We start from the raw sequence: 13,513 nt of genomic DNA, 5'->3' as shown, positions 1-13,513 counted from the left end.
CAAGGTGATCAAGCGGATGGCTTACGGCTACCGGGACAGCGAGTTCTTTTTCATGAAGATCAAGAATGACTTTCCCGGCAATCCGTGAAGAACCATAAAAAAACCCGGCACATGGCCGGGTTTTTACGTTCAGGGCTGAAGGACTCAGGCCTTGAAGGTATTGCCTTCGAACTGCTCGGCAACGAACTTCCAGTTGACCAGGTTCCAGAACGCCTCGACGTACTTCGGACGGACGTTGCGGTAGTCGATGTAGTAGGCGTGTTCCCAGACGTCGCAGGTCAGCAGCGGGGTGTCGCCGCTGGTCAGCGGGCAGCCGGCGCCGATGGTGCTGGCCAGGGCCAGGGAACCGTCAGCCTTCTTCACCAGCCAGCCCCAGCCGGAACCGAAGGTGCCAACCGAAGTCTTGGTGAACTCTTCCTTGAACTTGTCGAAGGAACCGAAAGCGGCGTTGATGGCGTCAGCCAGGGCACCGGTCGGTTGGCCACCGGCGTTAGGTGCCAGGCAGTTCCAGTAGAAGGTGTGGTTCCAGACCTGAGCGGCGTTGTTGAAGATGCCGCCCGAAGAGGACTTGACGATCTCTTCCAGGGTCTTGCCTTCGAATTCGGTGCCTGGGACCAGGTTGTTCAGGTTCACGACATAGGTGTTGTGGTGCTTGTCGTGGTGATACTCCAGGGTTTCCTTGGAGATGTGCGGCTGCAGGGCATCGTGGGCGTACGGCAGCGGCGGCAATTCAAAAGCCATGGTGGATCTCCTGATTCAGGTCTAGTTCGCGGTTTGCGCAGGGCCGATCACGGGCGGCCCTATGAGCGTCGGCGAGTTTGTACTCTTTGCGACGCAAGCCCCCGATCATAGCACCAGCCCCGGCGCATAACCACGCAACAAAGATAGGGAATAGAGGTTCCAGAGCGGTTACACGTTACCGACCGGTGGCGTGTATTCAGGAAAAGATCAACTGCGCCGCCACTGCGAACATCATCACCGCCACCATCAGGTCGAGCATGCGCCAGGTTGCAGGCCGTGCCAGCCAAGGTGCCAGCCAGGCTGCGCCGATCGCCAAGGTCGAGAACCACAGCAGCGAAGCACTGGCTGCGCCGGCCACGTAAGCCGCGGGCACGGTCTGCTGGGCGCCCAGCGAGCCGATCAGCAACACCGTGTCGAGGTACACGTGCGGGTTGAGCAGGGTTACCGCCAGGGCGCTGAGCAGCACCGCCCGCCGCGAGCGCGTGCCTTGGCCCTGCTGGTGTTGCAGGCTTTGCTTCGAACAGGCGCTGCGCAACGCCTTGGCGCCGTACCAGATGAGGAACACGGCACCACCCCAGCGTGCGACTGCCAGCAAGGTCGGGTTGTGCGCCAGCACCGTTGCCAGGCCAAACACACCGGCAGCCACCAGGATGGCATCACAGACGATGCACAGCGCCGCCACCGGCAGGTGATGCTCGCGGCGCAGGCTTTGCGCGAGCACGAAGGCGTTCTGCGCACCGATGGCCATGATCAGCCCCAAGGCCACCAGCATGCCGTTGATATAGCTTTGCCACATGGCGTGCTCTCCATTGAAAAACCGAAAAAGATGGTGGTCATTCTGATGTTTTGCCCTGTATAAGAAAAACAAATAAAGCTGATCCGTCATTAGGAAAATCGATGTTCGACTACAAGCTGCTGGCCGCCCTTGCGGCGGTGATCGAACAGGGTGGTTTCGAGCGCGCGGCGCAAGTGCTGGGTTTGTCGCAGTCGGCCATTTCGCAGCGCATCAAGTTGCTGGAGGCCCGAGTCGGGCAGCCAGTGCTGGTGCGTGCCACACCGCCCAGTCCGACCGAGGTCGGCCGCCAGTTGCTCAACCATGTGCAGCAGGTGCGCCTGCTTGAACGCGACTTGCAGCGCCAGGTGCCGGCGCTGGACGAAGAGGGCATGCCGGAGCGCCTGCGCATCGCCCTCAACGCCGATAGCCTGGCCACGTGGTGGGCTGGCGCGGTGGGCAACTTCTGTGCGCAGCAGAACGTGCTGACCGACCTGGTTGTAGAAGATCAGGAAGTGGGCCTGAAACGCATGCGTGCGGGTGAGGTGGCGGCCTGCCTGTGTGGCAGTGAACGCCCTGTCGCCGGGGCACGCAGCCTGCCACTGGGGGCGATGCGCTACCGGGCGTTGGCAAGCCCCGGGTTCATGGCGCGGCATTTTCCCCAGGGCTTTGTCGCCAGCCGCCTGGCCCGCACCCCGGCGATCGTGTACGGCCCGGACGACTTCCTGCAGCACCGCTACCTGGCATCGCTCGGCATCGAGGACGGTTTCCTGCACCACCTGTGCCCGTCATCCGAAGGCTTCCTGCGCATGACCGAGGCGGGGCTTGGCTGGGGGCTGGTGCCCGAATTGCAGGCCCGGGAGCAACTGGCCAGCGGGCAGTTGGTGGAAATCTGCAGCGATACCCCAATCGATGTGCCTCTGTACTGGCATCATTGGCGCAATGGCGGGCAACTGCTCGCGCAACTGACCGACCACCTGCGGCACACCGCACGGCATTGGCTGGTGCCCTTGTAGCCACGGCTGGCGTCAGTTGCATCTGAAATCTGGCAAGACGGAGTCTTACATGCGAATTCTGGTCACCGGCGCGAGTGGCTTCATTGGCGGGCGCTTTGCGCGCTTTGCCCTGGAGCAGGGCCTGGACGTGCGGGTCAGCGGCCGCCGCGCCGAAGGGGTCGAGCACCTGGTCAAGCGCGGCGCCCAGTTCATTCCTGGCGACCTTGGCGATGCCGAACTGGCCCGTCGCCTGTGCCAAGGCATCGATGCCGTGGTGCACTGCGCCGGTGCAGTGGGCACTTGGGGGCGCTATCAGGACTTCTACCAGGGCAATGTGGTCGTCACCGAGAACGTGGTCGAGGGCTGCCTGAAGGAGCATGTCCGGCGGCTGGTTCACCTGTCGTCGCCGTCGATCTACTTCAATGGCCATTCGCGTGTGGATATCCGTGAAGACCAGGTACCGCGCCGCTTCCACGATCACTACGGGCACACCAAGCACCTGGCCGAGCAGAAAGTGTTCGGTGCGCAGGAGTTTGGCCTGGAAGTGCTGGCCCTGCGCCCGCGCTTCGTTACGGGCGCCGGTGATGCCAGCATTTTCCCGAGGCTGATGCAGATGCAGCGCAAAGGCCGTGTGGCAATCATCGGCAACGGCCTGAACAAGGTTGATTTCACCAGTGTGCACAACCTCAACGAGGCGCTGCTCAGCGCACTGTTCGCTGAAGAGCGCGCGCTGGGCCAGGCCTACAACATCAGTAACGGTCAACCGCTGCCGCTGTGGGACGTGGTCAACTACGTGATGCGCCAGATGCAGCTGCCACAGGTTACCCGCTACCGTTCCTACGGCCTGGCCTACAGCCTGGCCGCGCTGAACGAAGCGGCCTGCATGCTGTGGCCCGGGCGCCCGCAACCGACCTTGTCGCGCGTGGGCATGCAGGTGATGAGCCGCGATTTCACCCTGGACATCAGCCGTGCGCGGCAATACCTGGACTACCAGCCCAAGGTCAGCCTGTGGACGGCGCTGGATGAGTTCTGTGGCTGGTGGAAGCACTTGCCGCAGGCGCATTGATGCCACTGGGCGGACGATGGTCATCAACGTGCCGCGCTGGCGGTTTATACTCGTGCCTCTTTGCGACTACCGCGGTTGAATGTATCCATGCGTAACCATGCTCACGATGACTACGATGACTACGATGACGTGCCTACCCTGCGTGCGGGCACTGTTGATGATGACGAACTGATGCCGGCGCACGTGGTGCGCAGCCGCCAGAAGGCCGCCCGTGGCGCCAGCACGGCGCCACTGTGGGCATTGCTGGGTGCGTCGTTCATCGCATTGGCAGGCCTGGGTTGGTGGAGCTTCCAGCAGATCTCGCTGATGGAACAGCAACTGGTGGCGACCCAGGAGAGCTTTGCCCGCATCAGCGAAGACGCGGCCGGGCGCCTGCAGGCGATCAGTGGCAAGGTGGCGGCCAGCGAGTCTGGCGCCACGACCAACAGCGAGGCGCTGAAGTTGCAACTGCGTCAGTTGCAGAAAGGTGTAGCGGGGCAGACCGGTGACTTGGGCAAGCGCCTGGAGCAGGTGCTGGCTGATACCCGTGAGCAGCAGAAGGCTGTTGCCGAGCTGCAAGGCCAGTTGCAGGCACAATTGAAGCTGGTGAATGGTGAGCTGGCAGCGTTGCGTTCGGGCCAGGTCGATGGTGGCAAGCTGGATGCGCAGTTCAAGGGTTTGAACGAGCAGGTGGCTGCGCTGAAGGCCGCGCAGGTGGATGGCGGCAAGCTGGATGGGCAGCTGAAGAGCCTGGGCAGCGATGTGGCGGCGCTGAAGAAGCAGGGTAACCCCAGTGCGGCGATCCAGAGCCTGGAGCAGGACATGGTCGTGCTCAAGAGCCAGATCGACAACCGCCCCGCTGCTTCGTCGGCGGGTGGCGCTTCGGTGCAGGAGTTCGATGCCTTCCGGGCACAGATGACCCGCAATCTGAATACCTTGCAGAGCCAGATCCAGAACCTGCAACAGCAGATCAGTGCCCGGCCTTAGATCACCTGAGCCTTCTTCGCGGGCACGCCCGCTCCCACAAAGTCTCCACAGCCTTCAGGCTTGGTGATATCCCTGTGGGAGCGGGCGTGCCCGCGAATGGCCGTTAATCACAACCGCGGGTAATCGATATACCCCACCGGCCCCTTGCCGTAGAAGGTCTCCGGCCGCGCCTCGTTCAACGGCGCATCCGCCGCCAGCCGCGCCGGCAGGTCAGGGTTGGCAATGAACGGCACGCCAAACGCCACCGCATCGGCCTTGCCACTGGCCAGGGCTGCATTGGCACTGGCTTTGTCAAAGCGCTCGTTGACGATGTACGGGCCGCCGAACGCTTCCTTGATCAGTGGGCCAATGCTGTCATCCGCTTCCCGCTCACGCGAGCAGATAAAGGCAATGCCACGCTTGCCCAGTTCCCGGGCCACGTAGGTAAAGGTTTCCGCCCGGTCGGCATCACCCATGTCGTGCGCATCGGCACGCGGTGCCAGGTGCACGCCCACGCGGCTCGCGCCCCACACCTCGATGGCCGCATCGGTCACCTCCAGCAGCAGGCGCGCACGATTTTCCAGCGAACCGCCGTAACGGTCGGTGCGCTGGTTGGTGCTGCTTTGCAGGAACTGGTCGAGCAGGTAGCCGTTGGCGCCGTGGATCTCCACACCATCGAAACCGGCCGCCTTGGCGTTTTCCGCGCCGCTGCGGTAGGCCTCGACGATGTCGGTGATTTCTTCGGTTTCCAGCGCACGCGGGGTGGGGTAGTCACTCAGCGGGCGTACCAGGCTCACATGGCCCTTGGGCTGGATCGCGCTGGGGGCCACCGGCAGCTCGCCGTTCAGGTAGCTGGAGTGAGAGATGCGGCCAACATGCCACAGTTGCAGGAAGATGCGCCCGCCTGCGGCATGTACGGCCTTGGTGACGTTGTTCCAGCCACGCACCTGTTCATCGTTCCAGATGCCAGGGGTATCGGGGTAGCCGACGCCCATGGCGCTGACCGAAGTCGCCTCGCTGAGAATCAGCCCGGCGCTGGCGCGCTGCACGTAGTATTCGGCCATCAGCGCATTGGGTACGCGGCCTTCGTCGGCGCGGCAGCGGGTGAGCGGGGCCATGATGATGCGGTTGGGCAATTGCAGGTCGCCCAGGGTGATCGGATCGAAAAGCGTGGTCATGGTGGTTAACTGCCTTGTCAAAGTGCTTGGCGCAGTTGTTCGAGGAACGCCTCGATGGTGGCCTCGTTACGTTTGAAGAAGTGCCATTGGCCGATCTTCTGGCTGCTGATCAGCCCGGCGCGTTGCAGGGTGGCCAGGTGGGCGGAGACAGTCGACTGCGACAGGCCGCAGCGTTGGTCGATCTGCCCGGCACAGACACCGTTGTCAGTGCTGTGGTACTGGTCGGGAAATTGCGTTGCCGGGTCTTTCAGCCAGCTGAGGATTTCTCGCCTGACCGGATGGGCCAGCGCTTTTATGATTTCGTCGAGATCGAGAGGCATGGGTTGAGGCTCGTTGTTGCGGTATATCGCGATAGGACGAAATGTAAATCGCCCGTTCCCGATATACAAATATGAAGAGGTTCTGAGCTGAGTGCGAATCGCTATATCGCGTTATAACGATACAGGTCTGCGCAGTGCTAGACTGCGCGCATGAACTACCTCGCACACCTGCACCTGGGCGGCCCGGCGCCGCAACAACTGCTTGGCAGCCTGTATGGCGACTTTGTCAAAGGCTCGCTGGAGGGGCGCTTCCCGCCTGCGCTGGAGGCAGCCATTCGGCTGCACCGGCATATCGACAGCTACACCGACCAGCACCCGCTGGTGCTGGCGGCATTGGCGCGTTTTCCGCGTGAGCGGCGGCGCTTTGCCGGTATCGTGCTGGATGTGTTCTTCGACCATTGCCTGGCGCGGCATTGGGCTGATTATGCCGAGCAGCCGCTGGATCAGTTCACCGGGGAGTTCTATCGGGTGTTGCTGGCAGAACCGGAGTTGCCGGGGCGGCTGGCGCGGATTGCGCCGTTCATGGCGGCCGATGACTGGCTGGGGGCGTATGGCGACTTTGCCACGCTGGAGCAGGTGTTCAACGGCATTGCGCGACGGCTGTCGCGGCCGGAAGGAATGGCTGGGGTGATGGGTGAGCTGGAGCGGCTGTATGAGCCGCTGATGGCGGACTTTCGCGAGTTCTACCCGCAGTTGCAGGCATTTGCGGCGGCGGGGCGGACGTCTGGCAGTTAGTTCTGTGCTGGTTTCTTCGCGGGCTTGCCCGCTCCCACAGGTACTGCACATGGCTTGAGTGCTATGCGGTCGAGGTGGGAGCGGGCAAGCCCGCGAAGAGGCCGGGTCAGAAAATGCGAGAGTCTCAGGCAGCCCGCGCCTGCCGCCGTGGCGCCAGCTCAATGTCTTCAACCCCGAACAACGCCAGGTGAATCGCCTGCTGCGCCTGCAACGCCAGCACCGCACGCTCCTTGCCCACGCTGCCAATCGGTTGCAGCAGGTGAATGCACACCTCGCCCCGCGGCTGGGCAAACAGGCGCATCAGGTGCGACACCAGGTCATCATCGCCAATGAAAGGCGCAATCGGGTCGACCTGGCCATCGCGCAAGTACTGGATAGCCACCGGTTGCACCGCCACCCCCCGATCAATGGCGCCAGCCAGCAGGCGCCCGTGGAACGTGCGCAGGGTACGGCCGCTGGTGGTGGTCCCCTCAGGGAAGATCAGCAGCGGCCGGGCCATGCCCAGTTGCCCGGCAATCTGCTCACGCAGCCGCTGGCTGTCGCCGCCGCCACGGCGGATGAACAGGGTGCCGGCCTTTTCCGCCAGCCAACCGGCTACAGGCCAGTGGCGTACTTCAGCCTTGGACAGGAACGACAGCGGCATCAACATGCCGAGCAGGGGAATGTCGGTCCAGGAAACATGGTTGCTGACCCACAGCATCGGCCGCTGCGGCAGCTCGCCGACGACCTTCACGTCGAAGGGCAGGGCAGCAACCAGGCGTTTCATGAACAGACAGGTCCAGCGCTGGCGCCGTTCGATGTGGGGCTTGAAGCCCAGGCGCTCGGCAAGGGCGATCAGGCTGGCCATCAACATGCCCAGCGCCAGTACCAACAGCAGTCGAGCCAGGCGGGCCATTACCCGCAGCTTCGGCATCAGACCGCCGCCTTGAAGTGGCGGGCGTAGCGCGGGCACAGGTCGTCGCGCTTGAGCAGGATGAAGACGTCGGCTACCTGGAAGTCTTCGTCCCAACACGGCTCGCCACAGATTTTTGCGCCCAGGCGCATGTAGGCCTTGAGCAGCGGTGGCATTTCGGCGATGACGTTGCCGGGCAGGGCCAGGCTCGGCAGCGGGTTCTTCGGCTCGGCGCGCAGGTGTTCGGTGCACAGGTAACGGTCACGCAGGCGCTGCATCACGGCGTGAGCCTGCACGCCGCCGTCCTGCATCGGGATACTGGCGCAGCCCATGAGGTAGCTGTAGCGGCCCTCGTTGAGCACCTCGGCCAGTTCACCCCAGAGCACCGCGATGGTGCCGCCGTTGCGGTAGTCGGGGGCGACGCAGGTGCGGCCCAGTTCGAGAATCGGCCCTTGCAGTTGCAGCAGGCCGTGCAGGCGGAATTCTTCTTCGCTGTAGAAGCGGCCCAGGCTGCTGGCGGCCTGGTGATCGAGCAGGCGAGTGGTCGCGACCAGCTCGCCGGTGCTCAGGTCACGTACACCAATGTGGCGGCAGTACACGTCGTAATCGTCCATGTCCAGACCCTGCTCGGCGCCCTTGAGCTTGGCCTTGAATTCTGCACTGAACACTTTGTAGCGCAGGGCCTGGGCCTCTTGCAGCGCCGCGGCGCCAACCAGGCGTTCGGCTTGCAGACGGCGTTCGGTGCTGTTGTCGCCAGCGTGAGCGATCCGAGTCATTACGAGTCTCCATAAGCCAGCCATGAAGGGTTGCGGCCGGTCGGCTTTGTTGTGCAAAGTCAGCCTAGGTAGACGCGGTGTCACCCCTGTGAATCTTTGGTGATGCTTGCGTGACACCCCCAAACCTTGAGCAGAATTCCCCAGCAAGGAGTCGTCCCATGGCCTGGTTGCAACGATTGAATGACCCGTTTCGTCATGCGCTGGCGGGCACCCTGGGCGAAACCTATGGCGCACTGCTTGAGCGCCTCGGCCCGGTGGCCCCCTTCGAACTGGCGGTACTGGGCGCGCGCGCGATGGCCACGCCGGGCCTGGCCTTCCTGGTGGGTTACCAGGCTGCCTTGCGGGTGCTGTGGCCCAGTGCGCCGGCTAGCCTCGGCGCCTTGTGCGCAACCGAACGGCGCAGTGTGCGGCCGGCGGACATGCACACGCGCCTTGATGACTTGCGACTGACGGGCAGCAAGGATTTCGTCACGGCAGGGTTGGAAGCGGAGTGGCTACTGGTGGCGGCGCGTAGCGAAGCGGCTGGCGAGGCACCACGGTTGAACCTGGCGGTGGTCTACCCCGGGGAGCCCGGGGTGACGCTGGAGCCATTACCAACCCTGCCGCTGATGCCGGAAGTCGGCCATGGCCGGCTGTTGCTGGATCAGGCCGCGTGCGAGTTGCTGGCCGGTGACGGTTGGGATGCCTATGTAAAACCGTTCCGCTCGCTGGAGGACTTGTACGTGCTTACGGCGTTGACAGCCTGGTTGTATGGCGTGGGGCAGGCGTGTGCATGGCCACAGGGGTTGCGCCTGCAATTGCTTGGGTTGCTGGCCGGGTGTGCAGAGGGTAGCCGTCAGTGTGCCGACAGTGTGGGATGCCATTTGCTGTTGGGCGGGCTGTTTGCGCAGTTCCAGGCGTTGCGGGGGGAGATTGATGCGGCATTGGCGGCCGGGCCGGCGCATTGGGCGCAGATCTGGCAGCGGGATCAGGGGGTGATGGCGCTGGCGGCGGTGGCCCGGGAGAAGCGGCTGAACAAGGCCTGGGCTGCTGCGGGATTGTCATGAGCGCCTGATAGGGTTGCGTGAACCGATCAATCGTGGGGCCGCTTTGCGGCCCTTCGCGGGCTCGCCCGCTCCCACAGGTGTACCGCTGGGTTGAACTATTGCGCGATCCCTGTGGGAGCGGGCGAGCCCGCGAAGGGCTGCAAAGCAGCCCCAATCAAGGCGAGCTCGATGAAGATACTGTTGGTCATCATAGCGATGGTGGCGGGTAGCGCCTGGGCTGAAAACTGGCCTGATCCACACTGGGAGACCGACCCTGCCACCCCCAACTGGCAAGCCGTCGACGCCTACGCCTTCCCCCCCGCGCCCCTGACCGCAGCGGCATCCGCACCGACGCCCTGCTGATCATCCGCGATGGCCGCATCCTCCACGAACGCTACGCCGCCCCCACCACCGCCGCCACCGCACACCTGACCTGGTCGGTCAGCAAGAGCGTACTCGCTACCCTGCTGGGCGTGGCCCAAGGCGAAGGGCGCTTCCAGTTGCAGGACCCGGTCACGCGTTTCTACCCCGCCATGCGCGAGCACCCGGGCATACGCATGGTCGACCTGCTGCACTGGGCCAGCGGCCTGGACTGGCAGGAGGACTACGAATACGCACCGCTCAAGTCTTCGGTGGTGGCCATGCTGTATACCCGTGGCCGCGAGGACATGGCCGCCTATACGGCGGCGCGGGGGGCGTCGGCCAGCCCCGGTCAGCGATTCCTCTACTCCAGTGGCGACAGCAACCTGCTGGCTGCTGCGCTGCGCGGCATGCTCGATGCCGGGCAGTACGCCGATTACCCCTGGCACGCGCTGTTCACCCCGTTGGGTATCGAAAGCGCGGTGTGGGAGCGTGACCGGGCGGGCACCTACGTGGGCTCTTCCTATCTTTACCTCAGCGCCCGAGACTTGGCGCGTATCGGCTTGCTGATGCAGCGCGAGGGGCAGTGGCAAGGCAGGCAACTGCTGCCCAAGGCCTGGGTGGCCTTCAACCGTACGCCGTTTGCCCATGCCGAACCTGCCGCCGGTGAGGCCAACCCGGGCGGCCACTGGTGGCTCAACCAGCCGCTGGCCGGTACTGGGCGGCCTTGGCCCAATGCGCCCGCAGATACCTTCGCCGCCCTTGGCCATTGGGGCCAGGCGCTGTACGTAATACCTGCGCAAAAGCTGGTGATCGTACGCTATGCCGATGACCGTGACGGCAGTTACCAGCACGACGAACTGCTCAAGCGGGTGTTGGCGGCATTGGCCGGGGAGGGGGCATGAAGCGCTTGCTGCTGCTGGTGCTGCTGGGGTTGGTATTCTGGTCCTGGCACGAGCGTCAGGCACTGGCAGATTTCCCCGGCATCCTCTCGGCTTATTCGGCCAAGGAGTACTGTTCGTGCCGCTTTGTCATGGGTTTCGAGCAGGCGTACTGCCAAGGCTATGTGAAGCAATGGCTGCCGCTGAGCCTGCTGAAGGAAAACACCCCGCAACGGCACGTCATTGCTGTGGGCCTGGGGCGGCGCAACCAGGCTGCCTGGCAGGGCCAGCGCGAGGGCTGCCGCTTGCTGCCATGAAGGCGGGCGGGTAAGGTTGGCGGCCTGGTTTCACGAGATCTGTCATGTTCAAGCTGCCCCGTCTGTTGCCCGCCTTGTTGCTGGCTTTTTGCCTGCCCGCCCATGCCAATTGGCACCTCGATGGCGAATCTTCACGCCTGTCGTTCATTACCGGCAAGAACGGTGATACGGCCGAAGTGCATCGCTTTTTGGTGCTGCACGGCAAGGTCGACCGTAAGGGCGCGGCCGGGCTGAGCATCGAGATGGATTCGGTAAGCAGCGGCATCCCGCTGCGGGACGAACGCATGCGTGACGACCTGTTCGAAGTCGAGCGCTTTGCCGAAGCCAAGGTGCAGGCACAACTGGACCTGCGCCCGATCAACGACCTGGCCAACGGTGCACAGATCGAACTGCGCCTGCCGCTCACCGTTACCCTGCATGGCCAGTCGCATAGCTACAACGCGTTGCTGCTGGCCACCCGCCTGGATGAGCGGCGCTTTCAGGTGGTAACCCTCGAACCTCTGGTACTGCGTGCCGAGGACTTCGGCCTGCTGCCTGGCCTGCAAGCCCTGCGCAAGTTCGCCGGGCTCAAGTCCATCAACCCGTCGGTACCGGTTAGCGCGGTGCTGATCTTCACCGCCCGCTGACATGCCGGGGCCGGTCTTCCCCTGGCGGGATGGCAACCAGTTCGAACTGCTGATCGATGGCCCCGAGTTCTTTCCGCGCATGCTGGCGGCGATTGTGCGCGCCGAGGTGCAGGTCGACCTGGAGCTGTACCTGGTCGAAGCGGGGGCCTGTGCCGAGGCGGTGGTCGAAGCGCTGGAGCAGGCCGCCCGGCGTGGCGTGCGGGTGCGCTGCCTGTTCGATGACTATGGCTCGCTGGCCTTCAACAGCGCCCTGCGCCAGCGGCTGGTGGACGCCGGTGTGTACTTGCGCTGGTACAACCGACTGCGCTGGAAGCGCGGCCTGCGCAACCTGTACCGCGACCACCGCAAGCTGCTGCTGGTGGATGAACGCTGGGCAGTGGTGGGCGGCACGGGCGTTACCGATGAATTCTGGACGCCGGGCGATGCGACCAGCGAGTGGCACGAGGTGATGGTGCAGATCCAGGGGCCGGTGGTGAACGACTGGCAACTGCTGTTCGACCGCCAGTGGTCGGCCAACAACCGTCGCACCGCCTGGCGCCCTGCCGAAGGCTTCGGCCTGCCGCGCCTGCCCAAGGTGCCTGCGCAGGGGCAGGGCATGGGCCGGGTGGCCTATGCCGACGCCCGCCAGCACCAGGACATCCTGCACTCGCTGGTGCGGGCGCTGAACAGCGGCAAGCAACGGGTATGGCTGGCCACGCCGTACTTTCTGCCGACCTGGAGCGTGCGTCGCTCGTTGCGTCGGGCTGCCAGCAAGGGGCTTGATGTACGGCTGTTGCTGACGGGACCACGCACCGATCACCCATCGGTGCGCTACGCGGGGCACCGTTACTACCCACGTCTGTTGCGGGCAGGGGTGCGGATTTTCGAATACCAGCCGTGCTTCCTGCACCTTAAGATGGCCGTGGTAGATGACTGGGTCAGCGTCGGTTCGTGCAACTTCGACCACTGGAACCTGCGGTTCAACCTTGAGGCCAACATCGAGGCGCTGGACCCACCGTTGACGGCGGCGGTAGTGGCCAGTTTCGAGCGCGACTTTGCCTTGAGCGAGGAAGTCGACCTTGACCACTGGCATGCCCGCCCCCTGTGGCGCCGGGTGAAACAGCGGATCTGGGGCTGGATCGACCGGCTGGTGGTCAACCTGCTCGACCGGCGTGACTGACAGCGGCTATCGTGCAGTATCTGTTAACCGAAGGAGTGGGTGCGATGACGGCGAAGAAGATTCTCATGCTGGTGGGCGACTACGTCGAGGATTACGAGGCGATGGTGCCGTTCCAGGCCCTGAGCATGGTGGGCCACACCGTGCATGCGGTGTGCCCGGAAAAGGTGGCAGGGCAGACCGTGCGCACCGCCATCCATGATTTCGAGGGTGAGCAGACCTACAGTGAAAAGCCGGGGCACAACTTTGCCCTGAACCATGACTTCGTGCGGGTGCGGGCCGAGAGTTACGACGCGCTGCTGATCCCGGGTGGCCGTGCGCCGGAGTACCTGCGCCTGGATGAAAAGGTGCTGGAGCTGGTGCGGGCCTTTGACCAGGCAGGCAAGCCGATTGCAGCGGTGTGCCACGGTGCCCAGCTGCTGGCGGCGGCGGGGGTGCTGGAAGGGCGCGAATGCAGCGCGTACCCGGCGTGTGCGCCGGAAGTGCGGTTGGCGGGTGGCACGTTCATCGATATCGCCGTGGACCAGGCGCATGTGGATGGCAACCTGGTGACCGCGCCAGCGTGGCCAGCGCATCCAGCGTGGCTGGCGGCCTTCCTCAAGGTGCTGGGCACCCGTATCGCCTGACCGGGCCTCTTCGCGGTGTACGACCGGAGACATCGTTTACATCGTAAACCGGGGACATGGTTTACACATTTGAGGCTTGGACGCGGTTCTCACCCCGTCCAA

The 13,513-nt window shown here is 64.1% G+C and carries 15 protein-coding genes and 1 pseudogene; 10 read left to right on the top strand and 6 right to left on the bottom strand.

Features of this window, described 5'->3' with window-relative positions:
• Positions 1-144 precede the first annotated feature (144 nt).
• Together ACFY9W_RS28700 and ACFY9W_RS28695 are read right to left on the bottom strand one after the other, a co-directional pair.
• Positions 145-741: a Fe-Mn family superoxide dismutase gene (locus tag ACFY9W_RS28700; RefSeq protein WP_391138117.1), complete on the bottom strand. Its 597-nt coding sequence runs from the start codon at positions 739-741 to the stop codon at positions 145-147.
• 196 nt (positions 742-937) lie between these two features.
• A complete protein-coding gene (locus ACFY9W_RS28695; RefSeq protein ID WP_391138114.1) occupies positions 938-1,537 on the bottom strand; it encodes a LysE family transporter in 600 nt (199 codons plus the stop codon).
• Positions 1,538-1,638: 101 nt separating this feature from the next.
• On the opposite strand from ACFY9W_RS28695, the gene ACFY9W_RS28690 reads away from it, so the two are divergent.
• From ACFY9W_RS28690 to ACFY9W_RS28680, 3 genes are all read left to right on the top strand, one after another.
• Entirely contained in the window at positions 1,639-2,529 is an 891-nt protein-coding gene (locus tag ACFY9W_RS28690; RefSeq protein WP_391138111.1) for an ArgP/LysG family DNA-binding transcriptional regulator, read from the top strand.
• Positions 2,530-2,578: 49 nt separating this feature from the next.
• Positions 2,579-3,574, top strand: a complete 996-nt coding sequence (locus ACFY9W_RS28685; protein ID WP_391138108.1) for an NAD-dependent epimerase/dehydratase family protein — start codon at positions 2,579-2,581, stop codon at positions 3,572-3,574.
• Positions 3,575-3,661: 87 nt separating this feature from the next.
• A complete protein-coding gene (locus ACFY9W_RS28680) occupies positions 3,662-4,540 on the top strand; it encodes an ATPase (protein ID WP_391138105.1) in 879 nt (292 codons plus the stop codon).
• 107 nt (positions 4,541-4,647) lie between these two features.
• Here the strand turns inward: ACFY9W_RS28680 and ACFY9W_RS28675 are convergent, their stop codons facing one another.
• Both ACFY9W_RS28675 and ACFY9W_RS28670 read right to left on the bottom strand, forming a co-directional pair.
• Positions 4,648-5,697: an alkene reductase gene (locus ACFY9W_RS28675; protein WP_391138102.1), complete on the bottom strand. Its 1,050-nt coding sequence runs from the start codon at positions 5,695-5,697 to the stop codon at positions 4,648-4,650.
• Between the two features lie 17 nt (positions 5,698-5,714).
• Entirely contained in the window at positions 5,715-6,017 is a 303-nt protein-coding gene (locus ACFY9W_RS28670) for a helix-turn-helix domain-containing protein (RefSeq protein WP_391138099.1), read from the bottom strand.
• 150 nt (positions 6,018-6,167) lie between these two features.
• Here ACFY9W_RS28670 and ACFY9W_RS28665 point away from each other — a divergent pair, with 150 nt between their 5' ends.
• Positions 6,168-6,752 carry an ACP phosphodiesterase gene (locus tag ACFY9W_RS28665; protein ID WP_391138096.1) on the top strand — a complete coding sequence of 195 codons (585 nt, stop codon included), beginning with the start codon at positions 6,168-6,170 and terminating at the stop codon, positions 6,750-6,752.
• A gap of 124 nt (positions 6,753-6,876) precedes the next feature.
• Here the strand turns inward: ACFY9W_RS28665 and ACFY9W_RS28660 are convergent, their stop codons facing one another.
• Both ACFY9W_RS28660 and olsB read right to left on the bottom strand, forming a co-directional pair.
• Positions 6,877-7,665 (bottom strand): 1-acyl-sn-glycerol-3-phosphate acyltransferase, encoded by a 789-nt coding sequence (locus ACFY9W_RS28660; protein WP_391138093.1) that lies wholly within the window; start codon positions 7,663-7,665, stop codon positions 6,877-6,879.
• Positions 7,665-8,420, bottom strand: a complete 756-nt coding sequence (gene olsB / locus ACFY9W_RS28655; protein WP_391138090.1) for an L-ornithine N(alpha)-acyltransferase — start codon at positions 8,418-8,420, stop codon at positions 7,665-7,667. The genes ACFY9W_RS28660 and olsB overlap by 1 nt, the downstream gene beginning before the upstream one ends.
• Before the next feature lie 158 nt (positions 8,421-8,578).
• Between olsB and ACFY9W_RS28650 the strand changes: the two genes are divergently transcribed.
• The 6 genes and pseudogenes from ACFY9W_RS28650 to ACFY9W_RS28625 all read left to right on the top strand — a co-directional run bounded on the left by ACFY9W_RS28650 (position 8,579) and on the right by ACFY9W_RS28625 (position 13,411).
• On the top strand, positions 8,579-9,466 hold the full coding sequence (locus ACFY9W_RS28650; RefSeq protein ID WP_391138087.1) for an acyl-CoA dehydrogenase: 888 nt from the start codon (positions 8,579-8,581) through the stop codon (positions 9,464-9,466).
• Between the two features lie 168 nt (positions 9,467-9,634).
• A pseudogene (locus tag ACFY9W_RS28645) lies at positions 9,635-10,710 on the top strand (serine hydrolase domain-containing protein).
• The gene (locus ACFY9W_RS28640) at positions 10,707-11,003 is read left to right on the top strand and encodes an amidase (RefSeq protein ID WP_391138084.1); all 297 of its coding nucleotides are present in this window, start codon (positions 10,707-10,709) and stop codon (positions 11,001-11,003) included. The pseudogene ACFY9W_RS28645 and the gene ACFY9W_RS28640 overlap by 4 nt, the downstream one beginning before the upstream one ends.
• A 44-nt stretch (positions 11,004-11,047) precedes the next feature.
• Entirely contained in the window at positions 11,048-11,629 is a 582-nt protein-coding gene (locus tag ACFY9W_RS28635) for a YceI family protein (protein WP_391138081.1), read from the top strand.
• Position 11,630: 1 nt separating this feature from the next.
• The gene (locus ACFY9W_RS28630) at positions 11,631-12,788 is read left to right on the top strand and encodes a phospholipase D-like domain-containing protein (protein ID WP_391138078.1); all 1,158 of its coding nucleotides are present in this window, start codon (positions 11,631-11,633) and stop codon (positions 12,786-12,788) included.
• A 44-nt stretch (positions 12,789-12,832) separates the two neighbouring features.
• A complete protein-coding gene (locus ACFY9W_RS28625) occupies positions 12,833-13,411 on the top strand; it encodes a DJ-1/PfpI/YhbO family deglycase/protease (RefSeq protein WP_391138075.1) in 579 nt (192 codons plus the stop codon).
• The last annotated feature ends 102 nt before the right edge of the window (positions 13,412-13,513 follow it).

The organism is Pseudomonas sp. NPDC008258 (assembly GCF_042956345.1).
GTDB lineage: Bacteria > Pseudomonadota > Gammaproteobacteria > Pseudomonadales > Pseudomonadaceae > Aquipseudomonas.
Note: the sequence above shows the minus strand (reverse complement) of the source record. Positions and strands in the feature narration are given on the sequence as shown.